Annotated in this window: 23 protein-coding genes; 13 read left to right on the top strand and 10 right to left on the bottom strand. The window is 59.5% G+C overall.

The annotated features are described in order from the left end of the window. Positions 1 to 46: 46 nt before the first annotated feature. The 3 genes from arsA to IDL90_RS11520 form a co-directional block, all read right to left on the bottom strand. Positions 47 to 1,798 (bottom strand): arsenical pump-driving ATPase, encoded by a 1,752-nt coding sequence (gene arsA, locus IDL90_RS06865; protein WP_223175243.1) that lies wholly within the window; start codon positions 1,796 to 1,798, stop codon positions 47 to 49. 11 nt (positions 1,799 to 1,809) lie between these two features. Next, on the bottom strand, positions 1,810 to 2,217 hold the full coding sequence (arsD, locus tag IDL90_RS06870; protein WP_187994878.1) for an arsenite efflux transporter metallochaperone ArsD: 408 nt from the start codon (positions 2,215 to 2,217) through the stop codon (positions 1,810 to 1,812). 134 nt (positions 2,218 to 2,351) lie between these two features. Continuing rightward, positions 2,352 to 2,477, bottom strand: a complete 126-nt coding sequence (locus IDL90_RS11520; RefSeq protein WP_262509096.1) for a hypothetical protein — start codon at positions 2,475 to 2,477, stop codon at positions 2,352 to 2,354. On the opposite strand from IDL90_RS11520, the gene IDL90_RS11865 reads away from it, so the two are divergent. The 7 genes from IDL90_RS11865 to IDL90_RS06905 all read left to right on the top strand — a co-directional run bounded on the left by IDL90_RS11865 (position 2,439) and on the right by IDL90_RS06905 (position 8,272). Next, positions 2,439 to 2,702, top strand: a complete 264-nt coding sequence (locus IDL90_RS11865) for an ArsR/SmtB family transcription factor (protein WP_398397286.1) — start codon at positions 2,439 to 2,441, stop codon at positions 2,700 to 2,702. The genes IDL90_RS11520 and IDL90_RS11865 overlap by 39 nt on opposite strands. Continuing rightward, a complete protein-coding gene (locus IDL90_RS06880; RefSeq protein ID WP_187994879.1) occupies positions 2,699 to 3,103 on the top strand; it encodes an arsenate reductase ArsC in 405 nt (134 codons plus the stop codon). Before IDL90_RS11865 ends, IDL90_RS06880 begins: the two co-directional genes overlap by 4 nt. Positions 3,104 to 3,296: 193 nt before the next feature. Continuing rightward, positions 3,297 to 3,764, top strand: a complete 468-nt coding sequence (locus IDL90_RS06885) for a DUF4395 domain-containing protein (RefSeq protein ID WP_223175244.1) — start codon at positions 3,297 to 3,299, stop codon at positions 3,762 to 3,764. A gap of 146 nt (positions 3,765 to 3,910) precedes the next feature. Continuing rightward, positions 3,911 to 6,040, top strand: coding sequence for an acyltransferase family protein (locus tag IDL90_RS06890; protein ID WP_223175245.1), 2,130 nt, complete (start codon positions 3,911 to 3,913; stop codon positions 6,038 to 6,040). Positions 6,041 to 6,121: 81 nt separating this feature from the next. Next, a complete protein-coding gene (locus tag IDL90_RS06895; RefSeq protein ID WP_187994880.1) occupies positions 6,122 to 6,499 on the top strand; it encodes a rhodanese-like domain-containing protein in 378 nt (125 codons plus the stop codon). Between the two features lie 139 nt (positions 6,500 to 6,638). Next, positions 6,639 to 7,736, top strand: a complete 1,098-nt coding sequence (locus tag IDL90_RS06900; RefSeq protein ID WP_187994881.1) for a hypothetical protein — start codon at positions 6,639 to 6,641, stop codon at positions 7,734 to 7,736. Between the two features lie 8 nt (positions 7,737 to 7,744). Beyond that, complete coding sequence (locus tag IDL90_RS06905; protein WP_223175246.1) at positions 7,745 to 8,272, top strand: DUF488 family protein; 528 nt, start codon at positions 7,745 to 7,747, stop codon at positions 8,270 to 8,272. A 33-nt stretch (positions 8,273 to 8,305) separates the two neighbouring features. Here the strand turns inward: IDL90_RS06905 and IDL90_RS06910 are convergent, their stop codons facing one another. Then, a complete protein-coding gene (locus IDL90_RS06910; protein ID WP_187994882.1) occupies positions 8,306 to 9,847 on the bottom strand; it encodes an exo-alpha-sialidase in 1,542 nt (513 codons plus the stop codon). Between the two features lie 117 nt (positions 9,848 to 9,964). Between IDL90_RS06910 and IDL90_RS06915 the strand changes: the two genes are divergently transcribed. Beyond that, positions 9,965 to 10,900 carry an ADP-ribosylglycohydrolase family protein gene (locus IDL90_RS06915; protein WP_187994883.1) on the top strand — a complete coding sequence of 312 codons (936 nt, stop codon included), beginning with the start codon at positions 9,965 to 9,967 and terminating at the stop codon, positions 10,898 to 10,900. A gap of 19 nt (positions 10,901 to 10,919) precedes the next feature. Here IDL90_RS06915 and IDL90_RS06920 read toward each other — a convergent pair whose 3' ends face one another. From IDL90_RS06920 to IDL90_RS06930, 3 genes are read right to left on the bottom strand one after another with little or no spacing between them, the layout of a single operon-like run. Continuing rightward, a complete protein-coding gene (locus tag IDL90_RS06920) occupies positions 10,920 to 11,795 on the bottom strand; it encodes an NAD-dependent protein deacetylase of SIR2 family (RefSeq protein ID WP_187994884.1) in 876 nt (291 codons plus the stop codon). Further along, positions 11,792 to 12,628: a macro domain-containing protein gene (locus IDL90_RS06925; protein WP_187994885.1), complete on the bottom strand. Its 837-nt coding sequence runs from the start codon at positions 12,626 to 12,628 to the stop codon at positions 11,792 to 11,794. Before IDL90_RS06925 ends, IDL90_RS06920 begins: the two co-directional genes overlap by 4 nt. Further along, positions 12,625 to 12,999 (bottom strand): helix-turn-helix domain-containing protein, encoded by a 375-nt coding sequence (locus tag IDL90_RS06930; protein ID WP_187994886.1) that lies wholly within the window; start codon positions 12,997 to 12,999, stop codon positions 12,625 to 12,627. Before IDL90_RS06930 ends, IDL90_RS06925 begins: the two co-directional genes overlap by 4 nt. Before the next feature lie 176 nt (positions 13,000 to 13,175). Between IDL90_RS06930 and IDL90_RS06935 the strand changes: the two genes are divergently transcribed. The 3 genes from IDL90_RS06935 to IDL90_RS06945 all read left to right on the top strand — a co-directional run bounded on the left by IDL90_RS06935 (position 13,176) and on the right by IDL90_RS06945 (position 17,377). Next, positions 13,176 to 13,820: an NAD(P)-dependent oxidoreductase gene (locus IDL90_RS06935; protein WP_187994887.1), complete on the top strand. Its 645-nt coding sequence runs from the start codon at positions 13,176 to 13,178 to the stop codon at positions 13,818 to 13,820. 167 nt (positions 13,821 to 13,987) lie between these two features. Beyond that, a complete protein-coding gene (locus IDL90_RS06940; protein WP_223175247.1) occupies positions 13,988 to 16,255 on the top strand; it encodes an AAA family ATPase in 2,268 nt (755 codons plus the stop codon). A 99-nt stretch (positions 16,256 to 16,354) separates the two neighbouring features. Next, positions 16,355 to 17,377, top strand: coding sequence for a zinc-binding dehydrogenase (locus IDL90_RS06945; protein WP_187994889.1), 1,023 nt, complete (start codon positions 16,355 to 16,357; stop codon positions 17,375 to 17,377). Between the two features lie 160 nt (positions 17,378 to 17,537). Here IDL90_RS06945 and IDL90_RS06950 read toward each other — a convergent pair whose 3' ends face one another. Both IDL90_RS06950 and IDL90_RS06955 read right to left on the bottom strand, forming a co-directional pair. Further along, complete coding sequence (locus tag IDL90_RS06950) at positions 17,538 to 18,839, bottom strand: TrpB-like pyridoxal phosphate-dependent enzyme (protein WP_187994890.1); 1,302 nt, start codon at positions 18,837 to 18,839, stop codon at positions 17,538 to 17,540. A 94-nt stretch (positions 18,840 to 18,933) separates the two neighbouring features. Beyond that, a complete protein-coding gene (locus IDL90_RS06955; protein ID WP_187994891.1) occupies positions 18,934 to 20,265 on the bottom strand; it encodes a DNA recombination protein RmuC in 1,332 nt (443 codons plus the stop codon). 204 nt (positions 20,266 to 20,469) lie between these two features. Between IDL90_RS06955 and carB the strand changes: the two genes are divergently transcribed. Beyond that, positions 20,470 to 23,715, top strand: coding sequence for a carbamoyl-phosphate synthase large subunit (carB, locus tag IDL90_RS06960; protein WP_187994892.1), 3,246 nt, complete (start codon positions 20,470 to 20,472; stop codon positions 23,713 to 23,715). Here the strand turns inward: carB and IDL90_RS06965 are convergent. Then, positions 23,708 to 24,154, bottom strand: a complete 447-nt coding sequence (locus IDL90_RS06965) for a GntR family transcriptional regulator (RefSeq protein ID WP_187994893.1) — start codon at positions 24,152 to 24,154, stop codon at positions 23,708 to 23,710. The two genes, carB and IDL90_RS06965, sit on opposite strands and share 8 nt — an antisense overlap. Here IDL90_RS06965 and IDL90_RS06970 point away from each other — a divergent pair. After that, positions 24,146 to 25,288, top strand: coding sequence for a PTS ascorbate transporter subunit IIC (locus tag IDL90_RS06970; RefSeq protein ID WP_187994894.1), 1,143 nt, complete (start codon positions 24,146 to 24,148; stop codon positions 25,286 to 25,288). The genes IDL90_RS06965 and IDL90_RS06970 overlap by 9 nt on opposite strands. The last annotated feature ends 272 nt before the right edge of the window (positions 25,289 to 25,560 follow it).

Genomic DNA, 25,560 nt, shown 5'->3' on the forward strand with positions numbered 1-25,560 from the left:
TTCAAGACCGGGCGCCAACAACTGCAGGGTGCTGAGCTTTTTCTGGCTACCGGGCAGTTCCCAACGCGCGAAGCTGCCCAACACCAACGGGTGGGGTTTCGCGGTAAGGCGTGACAGCTATGCGGCTGGCGTGGGCTTTGACGTGTTTCAGTGGGTCTTGCTCCGCATGAATCCTCTCGGTCAAAAGCGGACTGGACGTATCGGTGGGAGTCAGCGCGCGATTGACGATCCATCCCCATGTGGCGATATCGGCTCTGCCTAGTTCAGAGCAAAGCCCAGCGGCTTCCAACACCGGAGTTGTCTCCGGCAGTGTGACGATGATGACCGTGGTGTTGTCGGGGTCCTGAAGTCGGGTTAGGGGCGTGTGTCCGGCCTCGTCGGGAAGGTTGCGGGCAACCTCGCGATGGTAGGAACCAGTGGCATCCATGAGGAGTAGTGTGTGCCCGGTTGGCGCCGTATCCATGATGACGAACCTGTGAGTGGACTGCTCCACGGCCGCTGCGAAGGCTTGAAATACCGCAACCTCCTCGGTGCACGGTGAGCGCAGATCCTCTGCGAGGTTCGCGCGTCCAGCATCGTCTAGTGCGGCGCCCTTGGTCTCCATGACGTGACGTCGGTAGTCTTCGACTGCCTTCGTTGGATCAATGCTGGAGACCTCGAAGGTTCCCTCATCTCCCACGGTCCAGGAAAGGTGAGCGGCGGGATCAGTGGTGGTTAGGAGCACGTCTTTGCCACGATCGGACAGGCCGACAGCGATGGCGGCGGCCATTGTCGTCTTGCCCACACCTCCCTTTCCCACGAGCATGACGAGGCCGTGGTCCCGAGCTGCCAGCTGATCGATAGTGTCTGTCAGGGTCCCCAGCGTTTCACGGGTGCTGATAGGTGTCTCGTGTGAGACATGGGCTTGATCTGCAGTCTCGGACAGCAATGTGGTGAGTGCACTGAGGCCCATGACATCGCGGGATCGTAGCGGGAGCCTGTCGATGACAAGTTCCGAGAGATTCGCAGGCATGTCAACCAGGGCGGATGCCTCCTCAGTGCGAATGGCATCAGCGAGGGCGTCTTCGACACCTTCCTCGGGAAGGATGCCATTGACGACCAGGTGGGTGGCGCGCACCCCGGCTTCGGCAAGTTCATCGGCCGTGCGGGAGGCTTCAGCTAGTGAGGAGGTTTGCGGACGGGCAACCAGGCCAAGTCGTGTCACTTCCGGGTCGGCAAGGGCTGCGAGTGCGGCAGCGTAGGTGGTTCGGGTCTTATCTAGGCCGGCCATCGGACCCAAACATGAGGCGTCGCCAAGGCCGTCCTCGAGGAAGTCAGTCCACTCCCCGGGTAGCTTGAGGAGCCGGACGGTGTGGCCTGTCGGTGCGGTATCGAAGACAACATGGTCGTAGTCTCGCGTCGTTTCGTCGCTTGCGAGGAAGCTGGTGAACTCGTTGAACGAGGCGATTTCGGTTGTGCAGGATCCCGACAGCTGTTCGGTAACGTCGGCAAGGTCGGTCGCTGACAGAAAGTCACGAATGGGGGCGAGGGCGCGCTCGCGGTACTCTTCCGCGGCATCCTCGGGGTCAATCTCCAGTGCGTCGAGACCTTTCACACCCTCGATCGGGGTGATCTTGTTACCGACCGGTTGGTCGAAGACATGCCCGACGTTCGAGGCAGGATCGGTGGAGACCAGCAGGACCCGGTTCCCTCGGCGTGCGAGCTCCGTTGCGCTGGCGCAGGCAATGCTTGTTTTGCCGACACCGCCTTTGCCAGTTAGGAACAGGAACCTGGGAGGGTTATGGATGAGCTCGATCATCTTGACCGCCTCTATGCCTGAGGTGTGGGCTGGATGGATGCTCTCTGAGGAGTGTTGCAACAACCCGCTGAGGTAGGAGAGTCCTCGCTGCAGCAGCCGCTTGCCGCGACATCGGTTGGTGCTTCCAGACCCGCGATCCGAGCCAGCTCGGAGCGAGAGGGGTAACGGCCGGTTGCGACAGTTACGTCGTCGACGACGATCAGTGGGAGCCCAGAGGCGCCGACCTTCTGTATAAAGGAGCGAGCCAAATCGCTGTCTGCGAAGGCAGCTGGATCCTGTGCCAGGTTTACTCGTCTAATGGGTACGTCTTGGCGCTGGAGCCAGTCGAGATCCGCGGTGAAGTTCACCAGCGCCTGGTCGGGGTCTGGGCCGCAAACCCCGGTGTTGCAGCAAAGCGGGCCTTCGAAAACCTGGATCATGTGGACACCTCTCTCAGATTGATGATGTTCGATATGAAGGCTACGGCTCATATCGATAACTGTCAATCTGAAGTGGTATGCTCTCGGTCATGACTCAGAATCTCCCTGTAGTTGACTGTGTCCCGCAGGGGGCATTAGTCCTTGCCGATGACGTGGCGAATCAGGTCTCCGCCACCTTTAAGGCGCTCTCCGACCCAGTCCGCGTCAAGCTGCTTCACCACATATCTGCCAACTGCTGCTCCAGCGTGTGTGCCTGTCATATGCCGGACAGTCTCGGGATCAGTCAGCCGACTCTTTCTTATCACCTAGGCCGCCTAGTCAAGGTGGGTCTGATTAGCCGGGAGATGAGGCACAAGTGGGCGCACTATCACGCCACTCCGCAAGGACTTGAGATGATACGAGAATTCCTTGGAGGTCTGCCAGATCCGAGCAGCTGCTCAGTGAGTCAACCAATCGACCAGCAACGGAAAGTGGTTCAGCCGTGACTCCTTCCAAGCCGTCAGTGCTCTTCGTGTGCGTGCACAATGCCGGTCGTTCTCAGATGGCAGCAGGTTATCTGCGCCACCTCGGTGGTGGTCGAATTGAAGTTCGCTCGGCAGGCTCGGTCCCCGCTGACCAGCTCAATCCCGTAGCCATCGAAGCAATGCTTGAAGAAGGCATTGACATTGCCGCTGAACAACCGAAGGCTCTTACAACTGACGTAGTCCGCGACTCAGATGTTGTCGTCACGATGGGCTGTGGTGACACTTGTCCGTTCTACCCCGGGAAGCGCTACGAAGATTGGAACCTCGATGATCCCGCTGGCCGGAGTCTTGACGCTGTCCGCCCCATCCGCGACGCCATCAAGGCGCGAGTTGAGGAGTTGATTGCCTCCCTGAACGTCTAGTGCGAGCCGTCGGAGCCCGTCGCCGGTGTCGGCAGGAGCGTCGAGAACTCCTGGGTCTGATACCCTATAGGGTATTATCTAGTCAGACCGAGAGGCCCCCGTGAGCGCTAGTAGTACAAAGACCCCAAGAATTGCCAAGACCGAGCCCGATGCTCCACATATCGGAAGGATCGTCCCGGGGTACTCTGTGCCTGTGATTGACGAACGTGCGGTGCGGATTGGGGCCGGAATACTCTTTTCTCTCGGTCTCATCTCCTTCCTCGCGGCGCTCGTCGAAGGAACGTCTCGGCCGCTGCAACCCTTTGGAATGTTCTTCATGATGGACATGCTGTTGCGGCTGATGGCGGGGGACCGTTGGTCTCCGACACTCGCCCTCGGCCGTCTCGCTGTGCGAGGGCGGGAACCGCAGTGGGTTGGTGCACCGCAGAAGGAGTTCGCCTGGTGGCTCGGATTCGCCCTCGCCCTCGTCTCGTGTACAAGTATGGGCTTGCTCTCCGCTCCGCTATGGCTGACGTTGGCGCTTTGTAGCGTCTGCTTGACGTTGCTGTTTCTAGAGGCTGCGTTTGGAGTCTGTGTCGGCTGCTCGCTTCAAGCTCGCTTCGGCAAGCAAGCTCCGCAGTATTGCCCGGGTGGCACCTGCGATGTTGGCGGGAACCACTAGTCTGCGCACGTGCACTTGAGTCCTGTCCTCCGCACGGGAGAACTCGCAGCGCAGTCAGGATCACACCCGTTGGAACGCTCTGCCTAAGTAGGGGTGGCCTAAAATCAGGAGCCGTGGGCATATGCGTCACGGATAGGGGATAGCAAGTGGGCGAGGTCGGTATGGTCGCGCCCGTTTCGACCCTTCAGAAGACCCCTCATCGCAAGGACATTCAGGGCCTTCGTGCAGTTTTGATGCTGCAGGTTCTGTTCTTCCACGCGTGGTTCGTGGGGTCCCCGATCGGTGTCGACGCCTTCATCATGATCTCTGCATTCCTGATGACATCCTCGTTTATTCGGCGGAGTGAAGCAGGCGCAACGCCTTCGGTGCTGGAACGGTGGGCAACAACATTCAAGAGACTGCTGCCCCCGCTGGCAATCACTGTGGCGGTGACATTGACAGCATCGATCGCGCTTCTTCCTGCACGACGTTGGCAGGACACGGTCGACCAGTCTTTCGCGTCCCTGACCTATTGGCAGAACTGGTTACTCGCGCATGTCTCTACCGACTACTTCGCTGAAGACCATGCTCTAGCTAGCCCACTGCAACACCTGTGGTCCATGTCTATGCAGGGGCAGATGTTCCTGCTTTGGCCGGCGCTAATGGCTCTGACGGTGGTGATTGCACGCAAGATGGGGCTGTCGGTGAGGCGCGCCATCTTCGGGGTTTTTGTAGCGATCACGGCGCTGTCGCTGATCTGGCTGGTGACGACCTCGGACCCCTCTGGCACGATCTACTTTGACACGCGGGCACGCATCTGGGAGTTTGCACTAGGGTCCGCGATCGCTGCCCTGGCGCCCTATCTGCGGCTTCCAAAGCGGGCGGCACAGACGGTGTCCGTTGTGGCGCTGGGCGTCCTCGTGCTCTTCTGTCTAGTCTCGATCGGCACTTATCCCGGACCGATGGCGGCCGTTCCCCTTCTGGCGACCAGTGCCCTGCTGCTGTTTGCTGCGCAAGGCGGGCCAGCAGCAAGGGCCCTTTCGTGGCGTCCTCTGGTGATGCTCGGAAGTGTCTCGTATTCCGTGTACCTGGTGCACTGGCCGATTTTCGTGCTTTACCTAGTCGCTGTCGATAAGGAGGCTCTTGGGGTCGTAGATGGGATTGCACTCATGGCAGTTTCCATTGTCCTCGCAGCGGCGTTGACCAAATATGTGGACACACCGATTCGTAGGCTGGCCTGGGCCAATACGACACTGCGCAAAACCCAGATCATCGGCTTGACCCTGTGGTTGGGACTGACTTTCGTATTCAACATCCAGGTGGGGTTGTGGAAGACTTCGCAGGCGCAGTTCCGCAATTCCGAAGACTCGCAGATCACGACGGATGCGCTTCTTACCCAACCCGCCCTTGTCGACATCCTTACCATGAACGACGAGGGCGCAGGGGTAGACCTGGAAGTTGCGCCGGAGCCGCTACCACCGCTGACAGGCTTCCCCGGGGCAGCCGCCATGGTCTATTCAGGGCCTTTCGCGTTCGAGGGCGATGCTATCCCAGGTCCCCTAACCCTCGAGAACGAGTGGGTGATGTATGAGGGAAAGTGTTCTGACCCCGCACGAGCTCTCTTACTTCAGCATTCCAAGACCGGATGCCACGGACATGGCGACCCCGCAAACCCTCGTATCTTTGTGGGCGGGAGTTCGCATGCCGAGCAGGTATTAATGCCAGCGGCGCGTCTCTTGGCGGACCAGGATGGGTACTATGTCGAGGCCGCTCTAAAGGCGGGCTGCCCCTGGTCGGCCCCTGACCCGGCGAGTGGGGAGGACTGTGCGGGGCACAACGCCATGATTTTGCAGTACCTGCAGGAGAACCCGGTTGACTATGTGTTCTTGATCGTCACCGCGACTAGCGCCAATGGTGTCGAGCAGTTGGGGCACGGCGTGGTGGAGCTGGTGCAGTCCGTAGCTGCGACAGGGGCCACCGTTGTGGGAATCCGAGATAATCTGCGAGCAAACACGGACCTGTACCAATGTGCGCCGAGTCAGGGCCCAGACGTCGCCTATGGGGGATGCCTGTTGAATAGAAGTGACCACTTCGCCGGTGATGGCATTATTGATCCCCTCCTCGAAATACCCGGATTTCACTACGTCGACGTGATGGACCTCTACTGCTCTGGTGAGGTTTGCCCAACGATCGCTGGAAACGTGCAAATCTATCTGGACACCAACCATGTCACCCAGACGTATGCGCAGACTATGGCGCCAATCCTCGTAGACCGTATCCATGGGGTACTCAAATAGTCGAGGTCGGGCCACTGAGAATAGCTGAAAGGCCAGAATACCCTGTAGGGTATAACGCATATCGATTGAAAGGACCACATAATGCGCCGCATGATCGCACTCGCACTATCCGCCTTCGTCCTCGTCTTCGGCATCGCTGCTTGCAGCTCCGGGAGTGGCGCCGCAAGCGACTCGGCGCTGCAGGTGAGCGAGGAGACGATCATCTTGGATGTCCGCACTCCTGAGGAGTATGCAGCCGGACATCTGGAGGGTGCCACTCTGCTGGACTTCAACGGTGGGGAAGTCGCGGCAGCGATTCCGAACCTGGATCCCGAGGCGGAGTACGTGGTCTACTGCCGCTCAGGAAACCGGTCCAGTCAGGCCACCGCGATGATGGAGCAGGCCGGGTTTACCAATGTCGTCAACCTGGGTTCACTCGAGCAGGCGTCCTCGGCCACCGGGGTCCCCGTAGTCAACTGAGGCGATTCACCCGGGTTTCATCCTCTCCGCTGTGATGCTAGCCTCGAAGCTAGGTCCCCTGGGGAGGGGCGACCCGTTTCTCCAGGGGAGTGCGCAACGTGCACCAATGCCCCAAGTCAGTATTGATAAGGAGAAACAAATGCACATCGATATGCCAACCAGAGATGATGTCACCCGGATCGCCAGTCTGCGTGACCCTCTTTGCGTGACGATCTACGTCCCAACCAGTCCGCTCCCAACCGAATCGGAACACAACCTTCTGCAGGCTCGCGCTCTGTTTGACGCGGCGATGGAGGTCGTGCGCGACACCGCTGACAAGGACGACGCAGATGCAGTTCAGGTCCAGTTTGACGACCTACTTGAAGATGCCTACTTTTGGACCAACCTGGGTCGTAGCCTGGCCATTTTCCTGACTCCTACCAGTGCCTTGGAACTGAGGCTCCCAAATGAGTTGGAGGCGCAGTTTGCAGTGGGGGACAGGTTCGCGATCACCTCTCTCCTCCGCGCGGTCACCTTCCCGCAGGCCGCGTTTGTCCTTGCTCTGTCCCAGAACGGGGCCCGCCTGGTTGAGGTCAGCGCGGACGGTCCCGCCCAGGAGCTCCCGGTTGCTGACATGCCTGACGATGCGGCCAGCGTTTCGAGGCTCACCTCAATCGCGGGGCCGACCCAGGGCGGACGTTTGCAGGGAGATGAGGGGAGGAAGGTGCGTATTGCACAGTATGCTCGCGCCGTCGACCGCGCGCTTCGCCCCCTGCTCAATGGAGAAACACTTCCCCTGATAATTGCCGCGACTGAACCAACGCTCAGCATCTTTCGTCAGAACTCCAGCTACGCACACGTTGCCGAGGACGCTATCACCGGCAACCCTGACGCGCTCACCGAAGAGCAGCTTGCAGACTCAGCCCGTGAAATCCTCGATGCAATCTATGCCAAGGACCTGAAGGAACTACATGAGACCTTCTTCGAGTTGCAGGCAAATGGCCTCGCCTCATCGGACCTTAGCGACTTGGCCAGAGCAGCGGCTTTCGGGGCAATCGATATACTCGCTATCGACATGAACGCCGAAGTCGCCGGCTCAGTGACGGACGGCGGTGCGTTAGAGCTGGATACAGAACACGACGCGCTAGAGGACATTGCGCGGCGTGCACTACTCTCAGGCGCCCAAGTCCTAGCGTTGCGCGAAGATGACATGCCCGGCGAACTCCAGGCCACGGGCATTCTGCGCTACACGGTCTAAGAAGCACTGTGTTCACGATTGGTCATTCGACGCGCGCGTTTGACGAACTTGTGCGGATGCTCCGAAAGAATGGGGTCACCTCACTGGTCGATGTGCGTTCCTACCCGTCCTCACGCGCGTTTCCACAATGGAACCAAGATGCCATAGTCAAGTCTCTTCCCGACGACATTGATTACAAGTGGATTCAGGACTTGGGCGGCCGTCGCCATACGCGCGCGGGTACCCCCAGCGTCAATGACGGGTGGAGAGTCAAAGCCTTTCGCGACTACGCAGACTATATGCAAACACCCAACTTCCGGGCAGAATTGCAGGAGCTGATAGAAGTCAATGACACCGGCAGTACGGCCATCATGTGCAGCGAAGCTGTGCCCTGGCGATGTCACCGCAGGCTGATCACAGACGCACTACTGGTCAGGGATACGCCGGTGTTTGACATCATCTCGGAGGGTGTTACGCGGCCTGCGACAATCACTCCCTTCGCCAAGGTTAACGGACTGGAAATCACCTATCCGGAGCCGGAAGAAAACTCTGGGTAACCTTGCGACTTAGACCGGTTTCCGCCTCGATTTTCAGTCCCTAGTATCAAAGACCAACTCTTGGGATAACGCGAGCGTCGGTACCAGGAACTGGACCGAGACCACGCCGTTTCGGGCGTCCTCGTCGGTGACAGTGTAAGGGAGACGGAAGTAGGTTGCCTGCCCCCCAGGTGGGATGTCGCGGGGTTCGGTGGCCCCGCCGGGGTGCTCGAGGACGACTGCGTTCACCCCTTCGTCCTCGGGCATCCGCACGCGAGCATTGAACAGTAGGGTGTCGCCCGCGCGCAATCCCGGCTTCGGTGCTCCAAAGAGGTGGCGCTGAGCGTCGCGGGTGCCGACGAAGACTCTACCTGCCGCGCCAAATCGAGCCGCTGTAGCATTCCACACCTCTGCATCTACGCCGTCACTGCCAGAAGTCCGAGTGTCGCTTGCGGAATCCCAGTTCGGCGGAGGCGCCGGGTTGATTGCCTCGCGGATCACCTCAAGCATTGGCACTTCGGGGCAGGCAATTCCGGCTTGGACCGGGTCTGCGGGACCACTTTTTTCGATCTCCGCCAGCGCCACGGAAGTGAAGGTGATGTGCGTGTATGCATCCTCTTCATAGAGCACTCCTATGCGGCCGTTGGGAAGCTGGGCGGCGCATGAGTATGCAGAACTACCAGGTTGAAGTACCAGCTGGTGGGGCCATGTTTCACCTCCATCGTGTGAAATGCTCAACGCAGTGTTGCGGCGCAGGCTCGGATCCAAGTTTGACGAGGCCAGGAGTGCGGCACGGGGACCGCCCCCGTCGGCGGCTTGGCTGAGGACGATGAGAGAGCCGTTGTCGCTGGGGTCTGGCAGTGCTTTGATGGGTTGTGGGGCCGACCAGGTGGCGCCTCCGTCCTCGGAATAAGAAGCCAGGCGATGCCCGACCGATCGCGAATGCATCAGGAGTCGTCCCTCCGCAAGCGCAGCCACGGCCGATTCGTCGGTCCCGACACCGATAGGCGCGCTCAGGGTCCAAGTCTCACCGTGGTCATCACTGAATATGGCTGCGGCAGTGATCTGGTCGTGATCGCGCAGCACCATCGGCTGAACTAGGCGCCCTTTGAACCTACCGGAACGGACCTGGGTTCCGGTGCCAGATGCTGCGAAGATTCCCGAAACGCCGGGTCTCTTGAGCTGATCGGTGATGATCCTGTGCGTCCAAGTGCGCCCGTCGTCATCCGAGACGGACAACCCGACGTGTTGTACGAGGTCGGGAGGGTCCCAACCCTCGACCGCCTCAAAGAACCCGGCCAGGGTGCCTGTTGCATGGAAGGCCAGGATGGTGCCGGTGTCGTGATCAATGATGAACGACGGATCGCCGAACCCTTCGAAGCCATCTCCGGTGCGGATGACCTCCTGTGATTCCCAGGTGTCGCCATTGTCGTGGCTGCGGCGCAGAAGAAGATCAATCGGTCCGGGTAGGTCGTCCGGACTGGGGCGACCATCGTACGCTGCGAGCAGCGTTCCGGCCGGTGTGACGACGAGGGCGGGGATGCGGTAGCAGGGGTAACCGCCCTCGCCGCCAGTTGCTAGTTGCGTTGTCTGCATGGGCGGTCAGCATGACCTTTCTCCGGGGCTGTGAACGGGGTTGCTCCGATTCTACGAGCAGGTCAACTTCGGCGTCGTCGCGGACTAGTAAAGTCGACCGAGGAGGAGGCAGCAAAGATGCAGGGTAGTGAGGACAGAGCCCTTGGGGCCTTTTGGGGATTGGCAGTTGGGGATGCAATGGGGGCGCCGGTGGAGTTCCTTACCCCGGGCACCTTTCCCAAGGTAACCGGGTACCAACCATCGCCACGATTTGGCCTTGACCCTGGAGCGTGGACTGATGACACGATCATGGCGGTCTGCATGGCGGAGTCGATAATTGCCGAGGGCGGATACGACAGCTTTGCCGTGATGCAGGATTACGTTGACTGGATGGTCCGCGGCCACAACTCCCCGAATGGAACCTGCTTTGACATCGGGATTCAGACCGCAAGAGCCCTGCGCCAGTTCCGAGCAATCCCGGCGATTGCAGAGTCCACGGAATCAGCAGGTAATGGAACCATCATGAGACTTGCTCCAGCCGTCATTGCCAGCCAAGACAGCTCGCCAGACGAGGCCGCCCGGCTCTTTGAGATCTCTGCACGCGATACCCACAACAGTGATCTTGCGGCTGAAGCGACCGTCCTATTTGGGATGATTCTACGAAATCTCATGGAGGGCACCTCATTTAGAGAGAGCTTGGATCTGGCTGCAGAGACGACAGAACGCCACCTCAAAGAGCGTGGACTTCCTTCTCAACTTGTTGCTGAAACGGTCTACGCGTTTGATGACGAGGCCGCGAACAACTCAGGGTTCGTTATCCCGTCGCTAGGCACAGCAATTTGGGCGGTCCGGAGCACCGACACGTTTGAGGACGCCGTGCTCACAGCCGTGAATCTGGGCGATGACGCGGATACGGTCGCTGCCATCACGGGACAGATGGCGGGCGCCCTTTATGGTGCTAGGGCAATCCCCGAGGAGTGGGTTGCGGACCTGTACCGCAGGGACGACCTCGCCAAGATGACAGCCGACCTCCTTGGTGGCAAAGGAATCGTACTTCGCACAAGGTTATACTGAAGCGAACTGGTGGCACATACTAGCGCCGCGTCGCCCGCGCAACGAACTCTAGCGGTGCCACGGTAAGACTCCCGGCGCGATCCCCGATTTCGCCGGGAACGCCTGGGTTTTCGGGGTTGATGCGGACAAGTCGGGCGGAGGGGATCTGTCGCACCAACTCCTTCACGGGCCAGCGCACCACTGCCGGCGTATTGAAACCCGCGCCGATCTCAAGAATGGTCAGGGATTCTCCGGCCTCGACTGTGTCGGAAAGGAACCGATTGAGAGCTTGGAGTCCAGGCTGAAAATGATCGTTGATGTACCAGGATCCCGCGTAAACGTTCAGGTTCACCTTGCCACCACAGTTAGGGCATTTGGGGACGGCTTCCTCTGAGGTCGTCCCCGTGCGGGGATCGTAGTCCTCAAGAATCCGCCCGAGGATGGGCCGGGAATCCCAAACCTGCCTGGTGCATGGGGTGAGGCATTGGTAGAGGGCGTAGTCGCCCTGGGGAGTATAGAGCGCGTCGGTAGTGAAGCCGTTACGGGCGAATAGTGCATCAACGTTGGATGTTAGTACCCCGTGGCGGCGGTCGCCCGCCAGAGTCCGGAGTGACTGGTACAGCGGGTTTGGCTCCGTCCCGAGACGGATGTCTTGAACGTGGGTTGCCCAGTACCCCCAGAAGAGCCGATCAGGAAGGGGCTGGCCGATGAGCTGATAGCGCGCGCTGAACCCCATGGATGCCAGTGCCGGGAACAACTCTCGGAAACGATCTGCATCACCATAGTCATACCCCGCCGCCGCGGACAGTCCGGCACCGGCCGCGAAGAGGACGCGGTCTGCATCGTGCGTCCAAGCAATCGCGTCGTCTAAGTCTCCTGATCCTTCCACCAGGTCGCGGGGGTGGTTTGTAATCACAGGGCGCCCCTTCGATGCAATGCGTCGGTGTAGGCTGCAACATCGACCTCTGTGAAAGCGCTGATGACTATGCGTAGCGCTTCTTCTGGGTTGTCGCGCAACCAGTCGTCAATGGTGTCGAGGACGACGTCTGCGGCCTGATCCTTGGGGTATCCGAACACGCCTGTCGACACACTGCACAGACCGACGGAGTCCAGCCCGGAGTCCCGGGTAAGGTCCAGAATGCCGCGGTAGCAGGAGGCGAGTGTGACCTCGTCCTCATCTGAGGGGTTCCTATCAGGGATGATGGGGCCAACAGTGTGGATGACGTGGCGCGCGGGGAGGTGGTAGCCGCCGGTGAGGACGGCGCTCTCAGTCGGTTCGGGACTTCCTTGGCGCCGCGCCATGTAGTCGGCACACTCCGCGCGTAAGTCCGGCCCGGCCGCAGCTCCAAGAACGTTGTCGATACAGCGGTGCCCAGGAACGAAACAACCCAGCATCTGGTCGTTAGCGGCGTTAACCACAGCATCGGCCTCGAGTATGGTCAGGTCCCCTTCCCACAGGGCGACCTGCTTTCCGATGCGGCTGTGGACTCCGTGGGTATTGGCGAGGACGGGCAGATCGTTGGCGTTCACTGAGCCGCGCTGGGCGGCCTCGTCCTCAAGCAGACTATCGAGGGCAGTCTTAATCTCAGGAGGAATAGGTGCGGGAGGGCGAACGGTGAGGAGGTTACGCAAAGCCGCCCGGCTTGTGTCTTCCTCCGACCCAGAAGTGTTGGTAATGCGGTGAACTTGGGAGGCGGGGGCATACTCGCCGACAAAGTACTCGACAAGGGTATCGACGGTGCGGGTCAAGCGGACCGCCCCACTTGGTCATAGGCCGATTGGGCTGTTTTGACGTCGGTCATGTGGGTGGTTGCCCAGGCGGTAAGCGCCGTGAGGGGTTCGATCAGGCTGCGCCCGGTAGGGCTTAGTTCGTAGACAACGCGTGGCGGCACTTCCGCATACACGGTTCGTTTCGCAAGCCCATCACGTTCAAGACCGCGCAGTGTTTGTGTCAGCATCTTCTGCGAGATGCCGTCGATACCGTGGTGCAGCTCCGAGAAGCGTTTGGGGCCGGACTCAAGAGTTCCAACTACCAGTACCGTCCAGCGGTCGCCAATGCGGTCAAGTAGTTTTCGTGACGGGCAGTCCTTGTCGTAGGGATCCCAGATTGGCTCACTCATATCTAACCTCCAAAGTAACCTAACGATAGCTACTTACCAACAGATACTCAAGCGTTCTCGAAGGGTTGCTTTGCGGTGGGTAACGCACTTCAAAGTGCCCTCTTCACAAGCGGTCGTGAGTTACTTATCGTAAGTAACAGCGGAATCGAAACCGCACCAATCGAAAGGAAGATGGCATGGCACGCATTACCGTTATCGGCGGCACCGGATACGCTGGATCAAACGTTGTACGCGAAGCGGCTGCTCGCGGACACCAGGTGACTTCATATAGTCGGAAGGCGCCCGAGCAGCCAGTAGCTGGCGTGGACTACAAAACTGGCTCGGTCCTTGACGAGGCCGTTCTAGTTCAGGCAGTCGCTGACACCGACGTCGTTGTCTCCGCGTTGTCGCCTCGGGGGGACATGGAAGGTCAGACAAGCGGTGTGCTTGCGAAGGTTGCCGACCTCGCACGCAACAGCGGTGTAAGGCTTGGAGTGATCGGGGGCGCGGGTTCTCTGCTGGTCGCACCCGACGGTCCGAAACTGGCTGAAACTGATGGCTTCCCCGATGCGTTCAAGCCAGAAGCCGCCGAGATGGGAGCGGTCCTGGAAGACCTGCGTGCAAGCAGTGGCGGCCTGGAATGGTTCTACGTTAGCCCTGCGGGTGGGTTTGGGGCTTGGGCTCCCGGTGAAGCAACCGGCACCTACCGCATTGGCGGGGACGTCCTCCTAACGGATGCGGACGGTCAGTCCAATATTTCGGGCGCCGACCTCGCAAAGGCAATCGTCACTGAGATCGAAGAGCCCACCCACACGGGGAGCCGATTCACTGTCGCCTACTGACTAGTAGCGGCCGCCGTCATCCGAACTGCAGGCTTCCGTGTGCTGCTGGGATTGTATTCCGACTACCACGGTCTATTTTCGGTGCTTGGTAGCGCTGTTTTCACTGTATGAGGTGTTCTGCGTTCGCCCGGCGCTACTGCGGGTAACGTAGTGGGATGCCATTGGTCATGACCGCAGAATTCACGCGAGCTCTGGATCTCCTCCATGCGGGGGAGAATGTTTTTGTTACCGGTAAGGCGGGTACCGGGAAATCAACACTGGTACGGGAGTTCCTCGCGAGCACGGATCGGAAAACCCTCACGGTGGCGCCGACGGGGATCGCGGCTCTGAACGTAGAGGGTTACACGATCCACCGACTCTTCTCATTCCGCCCAGGAGCGGACGCCGCGTACGCGCGGAGTTCCCGCTACCGCCCCGGCCGATTTATGAAGGCGCTGTCCAGCTTGGACACGCTGATTGTTGATGAGGCTTCAATGTTGCGTGCCGACCTTTTCGACGCCATGGCTGTGGCGTTAGAACGTTTTGGTCCTAGCCCGGGTGAGCCTTTCGGTGGCGTGCAGCTTGTGCTGGTGGGAGATCTCTATCAGCTACCGCCAGTAGTACGGGACGAAGAACGTGCCTTCTTCGAAGAGACTTATGGCACTCCGTTTTTCTTCTCGGCGAAGAACTTCAACCAGGGTGCCTTCCCAACCGTTGAGCTTTCCACCGTCTTCCGCCAGCTTGGCGACTACCAGCTGGTTTCCCTCCTCAACGGGGTCCGTGACGGAGCGCTGCTCAATGAGGCGCGCGCCCAGCTCAACCAGCGCACGAATCCCAACTTTGAGCCGCCCCTCGACGAGTTCTGGCTGACACTAGCAACCACGAATCGCATTGCCGCAGCCCGCAACAAGGCGATGCTGGCAAGGCTCCCGGCCCAGACCCACGAGTTCGTCGCTACTACTTCCGGAGACAGGGATGCCTTTGAGTTCCCAGCTGAGGAAGTTTTGGAGGTTGCGGTCGGGGCGCAGGTGATGCTCCTCAACAATGACTCCGGTGACCGCTGGGTGAACGGGACCCTTGGTCGAATCGAGCAGGTGACACCCGGCGAGTCCGTTATGGTCCGGACCCGCGAGGGCGATCTTGTCGAGGTCGAACCACACGAATGGCAGATCACCAGACCCACGGTCGAGGACGGACGCATCCGACACGAGATGATTGGCTCTTTCACACAACTGCCGATGAAGCTGGCATGGGCAATCACCATCCACAAGAGCCAGGGCCAGACACTAGACCGGGTGGTCGTAGACCTAACCGGGGGAACATTCGCGAATGGGCAGCTCTATGTGGCTTTGAGTCGTTGCACCAGCCTAGAGGGACTGGTACTCAAACGAGATGTTCTGCCGCGAGACCTGAAGACCGACACGCGGGTGCGGCGTTATCTTGAGTCAACTTCCCGCCCCCAGTCAGCGCGCGGCGAAGTCTATCTCAGTGCCCTGATGGTTGGAAACGAGGGCGATCGTTACCGTCCACGCCCTGTTGAAATCGCGGTTGTAACCGATGATGGACGTGAAGCAAGCACTCTTGTGAACCCGACTTGTGACCTCTACTCGGCGCGTAGTGACTTCGGCATTACGGTTGGCGACATCCAGTTTGCTCCCACTCTTCCCGAAGCGTGGCATGGAATTTCCCCGCTACTGCAGGACCGTATCCCCGTTGGGGTCGACATTGATAACTTGCTAGGACGCCTCGACACGGAGCTGAAGCGCGGTGGGTTGGTGGTGGAAATGCCGGTTGGGCGCGAACTTCCTACTTCAGAACTACCAGTTGACCTGCGGCGAGCACTCAGCTCTGGAAGTGCCCTAGACCGCGCTCGTACCCTTCGAGACGGCGCGGTGGCACTGAAGGATGGTGCTGAATCCGCCCCGTGGGCTGCCCCTTTCGGTGCGTCAATGGATGAGCCTGGTGTGCTACTGGTTCGACCCCCCGCACATGCGGACCCAGGGGTAGCGGAGCGAATGACGCTGGTGGGGGTGCAGCATGGCACTGTCACCGCCGAAGAACTGCTCAAGTCAATCTGGTCACGTGTGCTCGCGCCAGACCGGAGTTCGTTTGAGACAATCACTGCACTTAATGAGCGTTTTGGGGTTCACTCCGCGGGTCAGTCAGGTATGGACGAAGGACTGCCTGCACCTTCTTCGCTGTTGACTCCGGGTCTGCGCGTCTGTTTCACCGGCACGGTCGTGCGCGGTGACGGTGCCATCGTCTTTAGGGAAGAGATGGAGAAGCTCGCCCTCGACCACGGCTTGCTACTGTCGACCAACATGACGAAGACCAAGACAGATGTCCTTGTCGTCGCCGAGTCTGGCACTCAATCTGGCAAGGCGAAGAAGGCAGCGCAGTTTGGTAAGCCTGTAATCCTGGCTGAACAGTTTCTCAACTGGTGTGACACCAACTAACCAGGGCCGACAGCACTCTTGGAGCAATGTGGAGGACAATGATGCTCTAGCTGTGGTGAATAACACTATCTCTCGCTAGTATCGAAGGAGGGGGCAGCGATGGAGACCGCAGTTTACGGCAGGGGACAAGGATCGGCGAGGACGGGCGACAAGATGCTCGCCGCCGTGATTCACGACTACGGCGGACCCGAAAAAATCACGACAGAAGAAGTACCACTGCCTGTCCTTGGCAGATGTGACGTCTTGGTGCGCCTCGTTGCTAGCGAAGCAAACCACATCGATCGCTACATCCTTTCGGGACAGTACCAAACGACCTTGCAGTTTCCTTTCATCGTGGGTCGCGATGCCGTGGGCGTGGTTGTCGACGTTGGCTCTGGCATCACCAAGTTCGCGGTGGGCGACGCCGTCTGGACAAACAGCCTTGGCTACGATGGTCGGCAAGGTGCGATGGCCGAGTACGTTGTGGCCCAAGGTGACAGGCTGTACCACCTTGCGGAGGGTATTGCCCCCACCGAAGCCGCATCGGTTCTTCACGGTGGAGCCACTGCCTACCTTGGACTTGTACGCGAAGGACATTTGCAGCCGGGGGATAGGGTCTTCGTGGGCGGTGCCGGTGGGGCTGTTGGTAGCGCGGCCCTGCAGATCGCAGTCGCCATGGAAGCCATAGTTGCCGTGTCTGCATCTCCCGAGGATGAGAGGTGGTGTAGGAGCCTTGGCGCCTCCCTGGTGGTTGACTATCACGACGCCAACTACCAGGAGCAGGTCGCGCGCCATTTAGGGCCCGTTGACATCTGGTGGGACACTAGCGGAAACCTTGATCTTGCCGCGGTGGTTCCTCTGATGAACCGCGGTGGTCGAATCCTGCTAACTGCGGGGATGGAACACATTCTTGAGCTGCCCGCCGGTGAGTTCTACACGCGAGATATCAGCCTGCGTGGCTTCTCGATAAGTAATGCATCGGTTGATGATTTGGCCGCGGCAGCGCATGCAATGAATCACCTAATGCGTGAAGGACGTTTGCGAGGACGAGGGGCCGCAACCTATCGCCTCTCTGAGGTTCGGCAGGCATACGAAGATCTTGCTTCGGGACTCTTGCGAGGGCGGATCGTTATTATCGCGTAGAACTGCGACGAACTTCTTCCGCCGCAGCGACCCCTGCGCGGAATGAGCCTCTTCCGCCGCATTTTCGTGAAATGCATACGTGGGGAGCAAGAGTGGCCTTGGGGTACGTACCCCAAGTGATCATTTCGCCCCCACGTATACATTTCACGATGTGCCTGCTCTAGGCCTCCGCAGGGTTCTTGTAGGTGGGAAGGAACGACTGGTAGGAAGGCAGGTCCAGTTGTCCGTGTCCAGATAGGCCAATGACGATCACTTCCTCATCATCGCTTTCGAGGACGTGATCGATCGCGGCGGCAAGCGCATGGGTGGATTCGGGGGCTGGAACAATTCCTTCGGTCCGGGCCAAAAGGATGCCAGCGTTAAAGGCGTCTTCCTGTTGGATTGCAACGGGGGAGACGTAACCCAGATTCACCGTGTGGCTGAGGGCGGGGGCCATCCCGTGGTAGCGAAGCCCACCCGCGTGGATTGGGTCCGGGACGAAGTCTTTGCCGAGGGTGTACATCTTCAGCAGCGGAGTCATGCCGGTGAAGTCCCCGAAGTCGTAGCGGTACTCGCCCTCTGTTAGAGAGGGGCAAGCAGCAGGTTCGGCAGCAATCACCTTCGTGTCCGCATCGCCACTGATGACATCTTTGAGGAAGGGGAAAGCCAGGCCCGCCAGGTTTGAGCCGCCCCCTGCACACCCGATGACTACGTCTGGGGCTCCTTCGCCGTATTCTTCCAACTGGGCTATTGCCTCTTGGCCGATAACGGTTTGGTGAAGCACTACGTGGTTCAGCACTGATCCCAACGCATAGCGAGCTTGGGGGTCCTTCATTGCTACTTCAACTGCTTCACTAACTGCCATGCCGAGGCTGCCTGAAGTGTCGGGCTGCTGCTGCAGAATTGCCCGCCCCGCCTCGGTGAGGTCTGACGGGCTGGAATGAACCTTGCCCCCGTACAGCTCCATCAGATAGCGACGGTAGGGTTTCGAGTCGTAACTGGCCTTCACCTGCCAAACTTCAACATCAATGCCGAACATGGCTCCCGCGAGCGCCAGCGAACTGCCCCACTGTCCTGCCCCGGTTTCGGTAGTTAGCTTGGTGATACCTTCTTCAGAGTTGAAGTATGCCTGCGCGATTGCGGAGTTTGGTTTGTGGCTGCCAACAGGGCTGGCACCTTCAAACTTCAGGTAGATGTGGGAGTTCGTGCCCAGAGCCTTCTCGAGGCGGCGGGCCCTCAGAAGGGGTGTGCGGCGATAGGACGCGTAAACCTCACGGACCGGTTCCGGAATGGGAATGTAACGTTCCGTCGACAGCTCTTGTTCCGAGAGTGCCCGGGGAAACAATGCCTGCAGCTCATCAACAGTGATCGGTTCACCAGTTCCCGGGTTCAGGTGCGGCGGGATTGGTTCCGGAAGGTCAGCAGCAATGTTGTACCACGCAGTAGGCACCTGGGGGTAAGCATTGGTGGACGTTGATGTCATGGTAAACCTGCCGAATCTGCTCTGCTCTGAACGCTGTAGGGGGCTGCCGCAGGCCGGTTGCGTCGGGCTGCCCTGGAAGATTGCACGGACGTCTTTAGGATAATGAGGAGATCTCCATAACCGCTTCGCTGCCCACTACCTGGCCCTCCCACTCTTCAACTGTTCGTAAGCGACGTTCGACGGCGCGCGTGCGTCGTCCCGCTTCTTCAACTGTGGTCTGAGCAGTCTTCAGTTGCTTCCCCAGCTTCTCCCAAACCTGTCCATACTTCACAAACTCGGCTTTGGCTGCGGACAGCACCTGCCACACTTCGGAGGAACGCCTTTCAATCGCGAGCGTCTTGAAACCCATTTGCAAACTGTTGAGTAGGGACATCAGGGTCGTGGGCCCGGTGATGATGACGCGTTTCTTGGCTTGGAGGTCTGCGGCGAAGCCCGGCATCCGCAGTGCTTCGGCAAACAGCCCTTCTGTAGGGAGATACATGATGGCGAAGTCGGTGGAGTGGGGCGCTGCAATGTACTTCTCACTGATGAGTCCCGCTTGGATGCGCAGTGCTTTCTCAAGTTCCCTGGTGGCAGCTGCGATCTCAGCCAGATCAGCGCCCTCTTGTGCTTCGAGAAGACGCTCATAGGACTCTTGTGGAAACTTGGAGTCAATGGGGAGGTAGACAGTTGCGTCATCGGTGCGTCCTGGAAGCTTCACGGCGAACTCAACACGCTCACGGGACCCCGGGCGGATTTCCACGTTCTCTTCGTACTGACCGATAGTGAGAATGTCCTCTAGCTGACGTGACAACTGCACTTCCCCCCATGCGCCCCTGGTCTTCACGTTGGAGAGAACACGCTTCAGCCCACCGACATCTGTTGCGAGGCTCTGCATTTCTCCAAGCCCCCGCTGCACCTGTTCTAACCTATCCGACACCAGTTGGAACGATTCTCCCAAGCGCTTCTCAAGCGTTCCCTGCAGTTTCTCATCTACCGTCACGCGCATTTTCTCCAGTGCAGCCTCATTGCTGGCGCGCATTTTCTCCATTTCAGTGGCGTTGTCTGCCCTCATCTGCAAGAGCCCTGCGTTCTGCGCCCGTGCCAGTTCAACAAGTCGCATATCCATTTGGGAGAGGCGCTCACCAAGGGTGCGCTGTAGCTCTTCACGCATCACAGATTCATTGCGTGCCCGCAGCGCCGCGTCCTCACTGTTGCGTGTCGCGATGCCAGCCAGTCGTGATTCTAAGACCTGCTGTAGTTCAACCGACCTGGATCCGGATGTTGCTTCAACAATCTGCAGTTGCTGACGTAGTCCCGCTACCTGCCTGACCAAGTCGGCGTCCTTACCGGTCCCGTTGCGTATCAGGAGCCAAACTGCCACCAGCGCCGTGATCAGTGTTAGTAGCACCGCCACGATCAGGAGCCCACTTACCCAACCATTCATCCTTACCCCACCTTTCCAAGATCCCCCACACTAGAGCGTGGTTCCGACATATTGATCCAGCCCCACGACGCGATGCGCATTTTTGTCGGGCGCGCAACCGAAGTCCCATCGGTGAGCACGCAACGCGCAAGATACGCCAAGCGTCTTAGGCTCAAGAGCAGCCTCTAAATTTGCGGTCTGCAGTCTAGGTCCAGGAGGATCGTCATGCCGAAGCGCACTGACATTGCCAAAGTTCTCATCATTGGTTCTGGCCCCATCGTGATTGGGCAGGCCTGCGAGTTCGACTACTCCGGCACTCAGGCCTGCAAGGCCCTGCGACGCCTGGGTTATGACGTAACCCTAGTCAACTCCAACCCCGCAACCATCATGACCGACCCCGTGATGGCGGACGCCACTTACATTGAGCCACTCACAGTGCCAAGCCTCGAGCAGATTATTAAGGCTTCCCGTCCCGATGCGCTCCTGCCCAACCTGGGTGGTCAGACAGCCCTCAACCTGTCGATGCAGCTAGATGAAAAGGGCATTCTGGCGGCTCACGACGTACAGATGATCGGGATTACTCGCGACGTTATTGAGCGTGGGGAAGACCGTGAGACCTTCAAACGTGTCATGGCCCAAATAGGGGTCGACACGCCGGCTTCCAAGACGGTCACGACGGTTGAGGACGCCCTCGACTTCGCCGCGCAGGTCGGCTACCCAATTGTCGTTCGTCCGGCCTACACGATGGGGGGAACCGGCGGCGGTTTTGTGGATGACGAGGACGAGATGCGCATTGTCGCAGCCCGCGGGATCCAGGCTTCACCCATCGACCAAATCCTTGTTGAAGAGTCGATTCTTGGCTGGCAGGAACTTGAAGTTGAGGTCATTCGGGACTCGAAGAACCAGATGATTTCCGTCTGTTTCATTGAAAACGTTGATCCCGTTGGCGTGCACACCGGCGACTCATTCTGTACCGCGCCAATGCTGACAATCGACCAGACCCTGCAGGACCGCCTGGAAGAAATCGCCCACAGAATCGTTAGCGAAGTGGGTGTTATCGGCGGCACCAACGTGCAGTTGGCGCATGATCCAAAGAGTGGGCGGGTTGTCGTTATCGAGATCAATCCGCGCACCTCTCGCAGTTCCGCCCTCGCATCCAAAGCAACGGGACTACCGATTGCAATGGTTTCGACCCTTCTTGCGGCAGGACTCACGCTGGATGAAATCCCCTACTGGCGTGACGGATCCCTAGAGAAGTACACCCCCAGCGGCGACTATGTCGTGGCGAAGGTGGCGCGCTGGGCATTTGAGAAATTCCCGGCAGCCCGTGATGAGTTGGGCACTCAGATGCGCGCAGTTGGTGAGGTCATGAGCATTGCCAAGACCTACCAGGAAGCGCTCGGTAAGGCGACGCGGAGCTTGGAGAACGGCCGTGATGGCCTAGGGGACGTTCCCAAACTGCGCCGCCTCGACCAAGATGCGCTTATCAAGGCGTGTATTACGCCCTCGTCCGATCGTCAGTACGTCCTCTACGAAGCGCTTCGTCGTGGCATGTCACCGACCGTCCTCGCGGAGCTAACTGCTATCGACGTGTGGTTCCTGGAGCAGATGGCGCAGGTGGTCGCCGCCGAGGAAGCAGTTGTGCAGTTTGCCGGCGCACTTGGAGACCTTCCGGACGACACCCTTCGCAACGCTAAGGAAGCGGGGCTCAGCGATGCCTATCTGGCCGATCTGCTCGGTGTGTCCGAGGCTGAACTGCGCGACGCCCGCAGAGCCGCGGGGATCGTGCACCGCTATGAAGCCATCCCGGTGTCTGGCGTCGAGGACGCCGAATACTACTACTCCACCTACACGCGAGAGCCGGAGGACGGGTCGGGTTCGACTCTCGACCTCGACGGCAAAGCTCCGCGTGTCATGGTCCTTGGTGGCGGCCCCAACCGCATTGGACAGGGTATTGAGTTTGATTACTGTTGCGTTCACGCCGCCTACACTCTGCGGGACGCAGGCTACGAGACCATCATGGTCAACTGCAACCCCGAAACCGTCTCAACCGACTATGACACTGCTGATCGGCTCTACTTCGAGCCACTAACGGTCGAGGACGTCCTCGCCATCGTTGAACGCGAAAAGCCCGAGGGCGTGGTGTGTCAGTTTGGTGGGCAAACTCCGTTGAACATCGCGCAGCAGTTGAAGGATGCCGGAGTTCCGATCATCGGCACGTCACCGGAGACGATTGATCTTGCGGAAGACCGCGACCTCTTCCGGGCGATGATGGACCGCCTGGAAATTCCCATGCCCCAGGCCGACATGGTGGTGACTACGGAGGAGGCGCTGGACGCTGCCGCTCGCATCGGCTACCCCGTGATCGTCCGCCCTAACTACGTTCTTGGCGGACGCGGCATGGAGATCATCCACGATGATGACAATCTCCGCCGCTACATGGATGCGGCCGAGGGCGGTTCACCCATCCTTATCGACCAGTTCCTGGAAAACGCCCTCGAATGTGAGGCCGACGCTCTCAGTGACGGCGTTGAGGCGTTTGTTCCCGCGGTCCTGGAACACGTTGAGTACGCGGGAATCCACTCCGGGGACTCCGCCGCGATGATTCCCAGCGTGACGATTCCCGCGGAACACCTAGCCACGATTAAGGACTACACGCGCCGGATTGCCGTGGAACTTGGGGTGGTTGGCCTGATCAATGTTCAGTACGCGATCTCGGGTGGCGTGGTTTATGTTCTTGAGGCCAACCCGAGGGCGTCGAGGACGGTCCCGCTGGTCTCGAAGGTCTGCGATGTCAATATGGCTTCGTTGGCAACCAGACTCATGCTGGGTGAGTCCCTGGAATCCCTGAACCTGACGGAGAAGAATGTCCCCTATTTTGGGGCCAAAGAGTCTGTCTTCCCGTTCAACATGTTCCCCGAGGTCGATCCGGTGCTGGGCCCGGAGATGCGTTCAACGGGGGAGGTCTTGGGGTTGTCCACTTTGCCTGGCTTGGCATTCTTCAAGAGTGAAGAGGCGGCCCAGGCGCAACTCCCAACAAGCGGTGCCGCCCTCATCACCGTGGCGCAGCGCGACCGAGTCGATGATGGGCCGGGCAGCTCCGGCGACAACCTGCTGGCGGCAGCCAGCACCTTGCAAGCCAATGGTTTCAAGCTTCTCGCCACAGAGGGGACCGCAACCTACCTTCAGGAGCATGGGATTCCCGCGGAGGTTCTTAAGAAGGTGCATGAGGGGTCATCAAATGTTGTCGATGCGATTCAGGAGGGTCGTGCGCAACTCGTGATCAACTCGCCTGCCGGGTCAGACGCCGAGTATGACGACAGCATTATCCGCAAGGCGGCGATTCGCGCCAAGGTGCCTTATGTGACCACCACTTCGGAGGCGTACATGGCGGCCCTTGGTATCGCGGAGTACTTGCGTGGCAGTGAGAAGGTGAGGTCGCTCCAAGAGTGGCACGCGACGATTAGCTAGGGTTGCGCATGCTGAAGCTGATCTCGCTGTTCGCGGGGGTGTGACGCGCTATTCCGAACGCCACGGGCGTGTCTCCGTCAGAGTACACGGTTGAGTCAACTGCGAGGATCGCAGTGCCGGGTTTGGCTTGCAAGAGGTGTGCCATGGCTGGGCTTGGGACCTCCACGCGCGCCAGGAGATCGTTGCGGCTCATCACTACCTCGTAGGCTTGCTCGAGGTAGTCGAATAGGGACCCGCTTGAGAAGTCGTGCGCTAGGACTCCCGGGTACTTGCTTGCGGGCAGGTAGGTTTCGACGTGCTGGTGCAGTGCGCCGTTTACATAGCGGAGCCGTTCCAGCACAATGAGCTCATCGGTTGGGTCCAACTGCAGAGCCTGCGCCGCCTCCGCGTTGACCGCGATTCCGTTGCGGAGAACCTGGGTGGTGATGTCATGGCCCAAGATCGACTGCTGCCTGTAAAAGCCCGTGACGCGCCCCGCGAAGGTTTCCCTGACCTGTTCGGTGAAGCGTGGCTCCGTGACGAATGTGCCGCGGCCTTGTTCTCGGGCCAGCAGACCGTCTTGGACGAGGTCATCTACGGCGCGCCGCAGTCCCTCCTCTCCGTTTCCGGTATGTCGCAATGGCAGGTGATCCTGTGGGGATCCATCATGCAGGGCGTTTACATGGTGGTGTCCCCAGCCTTGGTGCAACCGTTCATGCGCAAGGTGACCGGAGGCGACCAGGTTGCATTGGGTCATACCGGCAACACAGGAATCGCGCTCTCCGGCCTCGTCGCCACCCTGACGCGTGGAAAGGGAACGTCGAAGTCAACGGAGGACTTGAACTTCCCCAAGGGCCTTGGCTTCCTGCGTGACACCACGGTTGTGATTGCCTTGTCGATGGCTGTCATTTACCTCATCGTTGGCCTGTTCGCGGGACCGACCTACATTCAGAGCGAGCTCTCTGGCGGACAGAACTTTGTGGTCTACCTGATCATGCTCGCCGCAACCTTCTCTGCTGGTGTCTTCATCATCCTCGCTGGCGTTCGAGTTGTCCTTGCTGAAATCATCCCGGCATTCAAGGGCACTTCGGAGAAACTGGTCAAGAATGCAAAGCCGGCTCTGGATGTTCCGATCGTCTTTACCTTCGCTCCAAACGCTGTCCTGATTGGTTTCCTCTCCAGCTTCGTGGGTGGAATCGTCGGTATGGGTGTGATGATTGCCCTTGGTACGACCATCATCATCCCTGGCGTAGTTGCACACTTCATGACAGGTGCTGCTGCCGGTGTGATTGGCAATGGTGCTGGAGGACGGCGGGGCGCGGTCCTTGGCGCCTTCTCAAATGGCCTGCTGATCACGTTCTTGCCGCTGTTCCTGCTGCCCGTCCTCGGCGACATGGGTCTGTCCAACGCCACGTTCTCAGACTCTGACTATGGAGTCGTCGGACTCTTCCTTGGTGGGCTTAGCTCAGTAGGCGGCCAAATCGCCCTCGTCGTTGGGATCATCCTCTCGGTTGTCCTGCTCTACGTTCTGACATTCCTGAAGAGGAAGCAGAAGGTAGTGGAGACAGCGGAGGCTGCGACGGCGACGAAGTAGTATTTCGCACCTGCTTCCCCCTTGGTCGATACGGAAAGTTATCGGTCAAGGGGGAACTTGGTTTAAGCCGCCCGCGCCGGGCCTCGGCTGCCACCGTTGCCTCGGCCCGCGCCACCGTTGCCGGCGCCACTTCCGGCCCCGGCGTGTCCGCCTGCGCCGGGAGTCGTTAGCGAGCCTGCTAGGGCATAGCGAGCCGACTGGGCTTGCATAACAGTGTGATGTAGGCTGTGTTGGGCCTGGCTGGCTCCCTATGTCTGGTCAACGATGGGTCT

The sequence above is a fragment of the Schaalia sp. JY-X159 genome (genome assembly GCF_014525425.1).
GTDB lineage: Bacteria > Actinomycetota > Actinomycetes > Actinomycetales > Actinomycetaceae > Scrofimicrobium.

What these genes read in the sequence shown, in the direction of transcription:
- arsA (WP_223175243.1), bottom strand. Translation starts at nt 1,798, where the DNA reads ATGATCGAGCTCATCCATAACCCTCCCAGGTTCCTGTTCCTAACTGGC.
- arsD (WP_187994878.1), bottom strand. Translation starts at nt 2,217, where the DNA reads ATGATCCAGGTTTTCGAAGGCCCGCTTTGCTGCAACACCGGGGTTTGC.
- IDL90_RS11520 (WP_262509096.1), bottom strand. Translation starts at nt 2,477, where the DNA reads ATGACAGGCACACACGCTGGAGCAGCAGTTGGCAGATATGTGGTGAAG.
- IDL90_RS06895 (WP_187994880.1), top strand. Translation starts at nt 6,122, where the DNA reads ATGCGCCGCATGATCGCACTCGCACTATCCGCCTTCGTCCTCGTCTTC.
- IDL90_RS06900 (WP_187994881.1), top strand. Translation starts at nt 6,639, where the DNA reads ATGCACATCGATATGCCAACCAGAGATGATGTCACCCGGATCGCCAGT.
- IDL90_RS06910 (WP_187994882.1), bottom strand. Translation starts at nt 9,847, where the DNA reads ATGCAGACAACGCAACTAGCAACTGGCGGCGAGGGCGGTTACCCCTGC.
- IDL90_RS06915 (WP_187994883.1), top strand. Translation starts at nt 9,965, where the DNA reads ATGCAGGGTAGTGAGGACAGAGCCCTTGGGGCCTTTTGGGGATTGGCA.
- IDL90_RS06930 (WP_187994886.1), bottom strand. Translation starts at nt 12,999, where the DNA reads ATGAGTGAGCCAATCTGGGATCCCTACGACAAGGACTGCCCGTCACGA.
- IDL90_RS06935 (WP_187994887.1), top strand. Translation starts at nt 13,176, where the DNA reads ATGGCACGCATTACCGTTATCGGCGGCACCGGATACGCTGGATCAAAC.
- IDL90_RS06940 (WP_223175247.1), top strand. Translation starts at nt 13,988, where the DNA reads ATGACCGCAGAATTCACGCGAGCTCTGGATCTCCTCCATGCGGGGGAG.
- IDL90_RS06945 (WP_187994889.1), top strand. Translation starts at nt 16,355, where the DNA reads ATGGAGACCGCAGTTTACGGCAGGGGACAAGGATCGGCGAGGACGGGC.
- IDL90_RS06950 (WP_187994890.1), bottom strand. Translation starts at nt 18,839, where the DNA reads ATGACATCAACGTCCACCAATGCTTACCCCCAGGTGCCTACTGCGTGG.
- IDL90_RS06955 (WP_187994891.1), bottom strand. Translation starts at nt 20,265, where the DNA reads ATGAATGGTTGGGTAAGTGGGCTCCTGATCGTGGCGGTGCTACTAACA.
- carB (WP_187994892.1), top strand. Translation starts at nt 20,470, where the DNA reads ATGCCGAAGCGCACTGACATTGCCAAAGTTCTCATCATTGGTTCTGGC.
- IDL90_RS06970 (WP_187994894.1), top strand. Translation starts at nt 24,146, where the DNA reads ATGGCCCAAGATCGACTGCTGCCTGTAAAAGCCCGTGACGCGCCCCGC.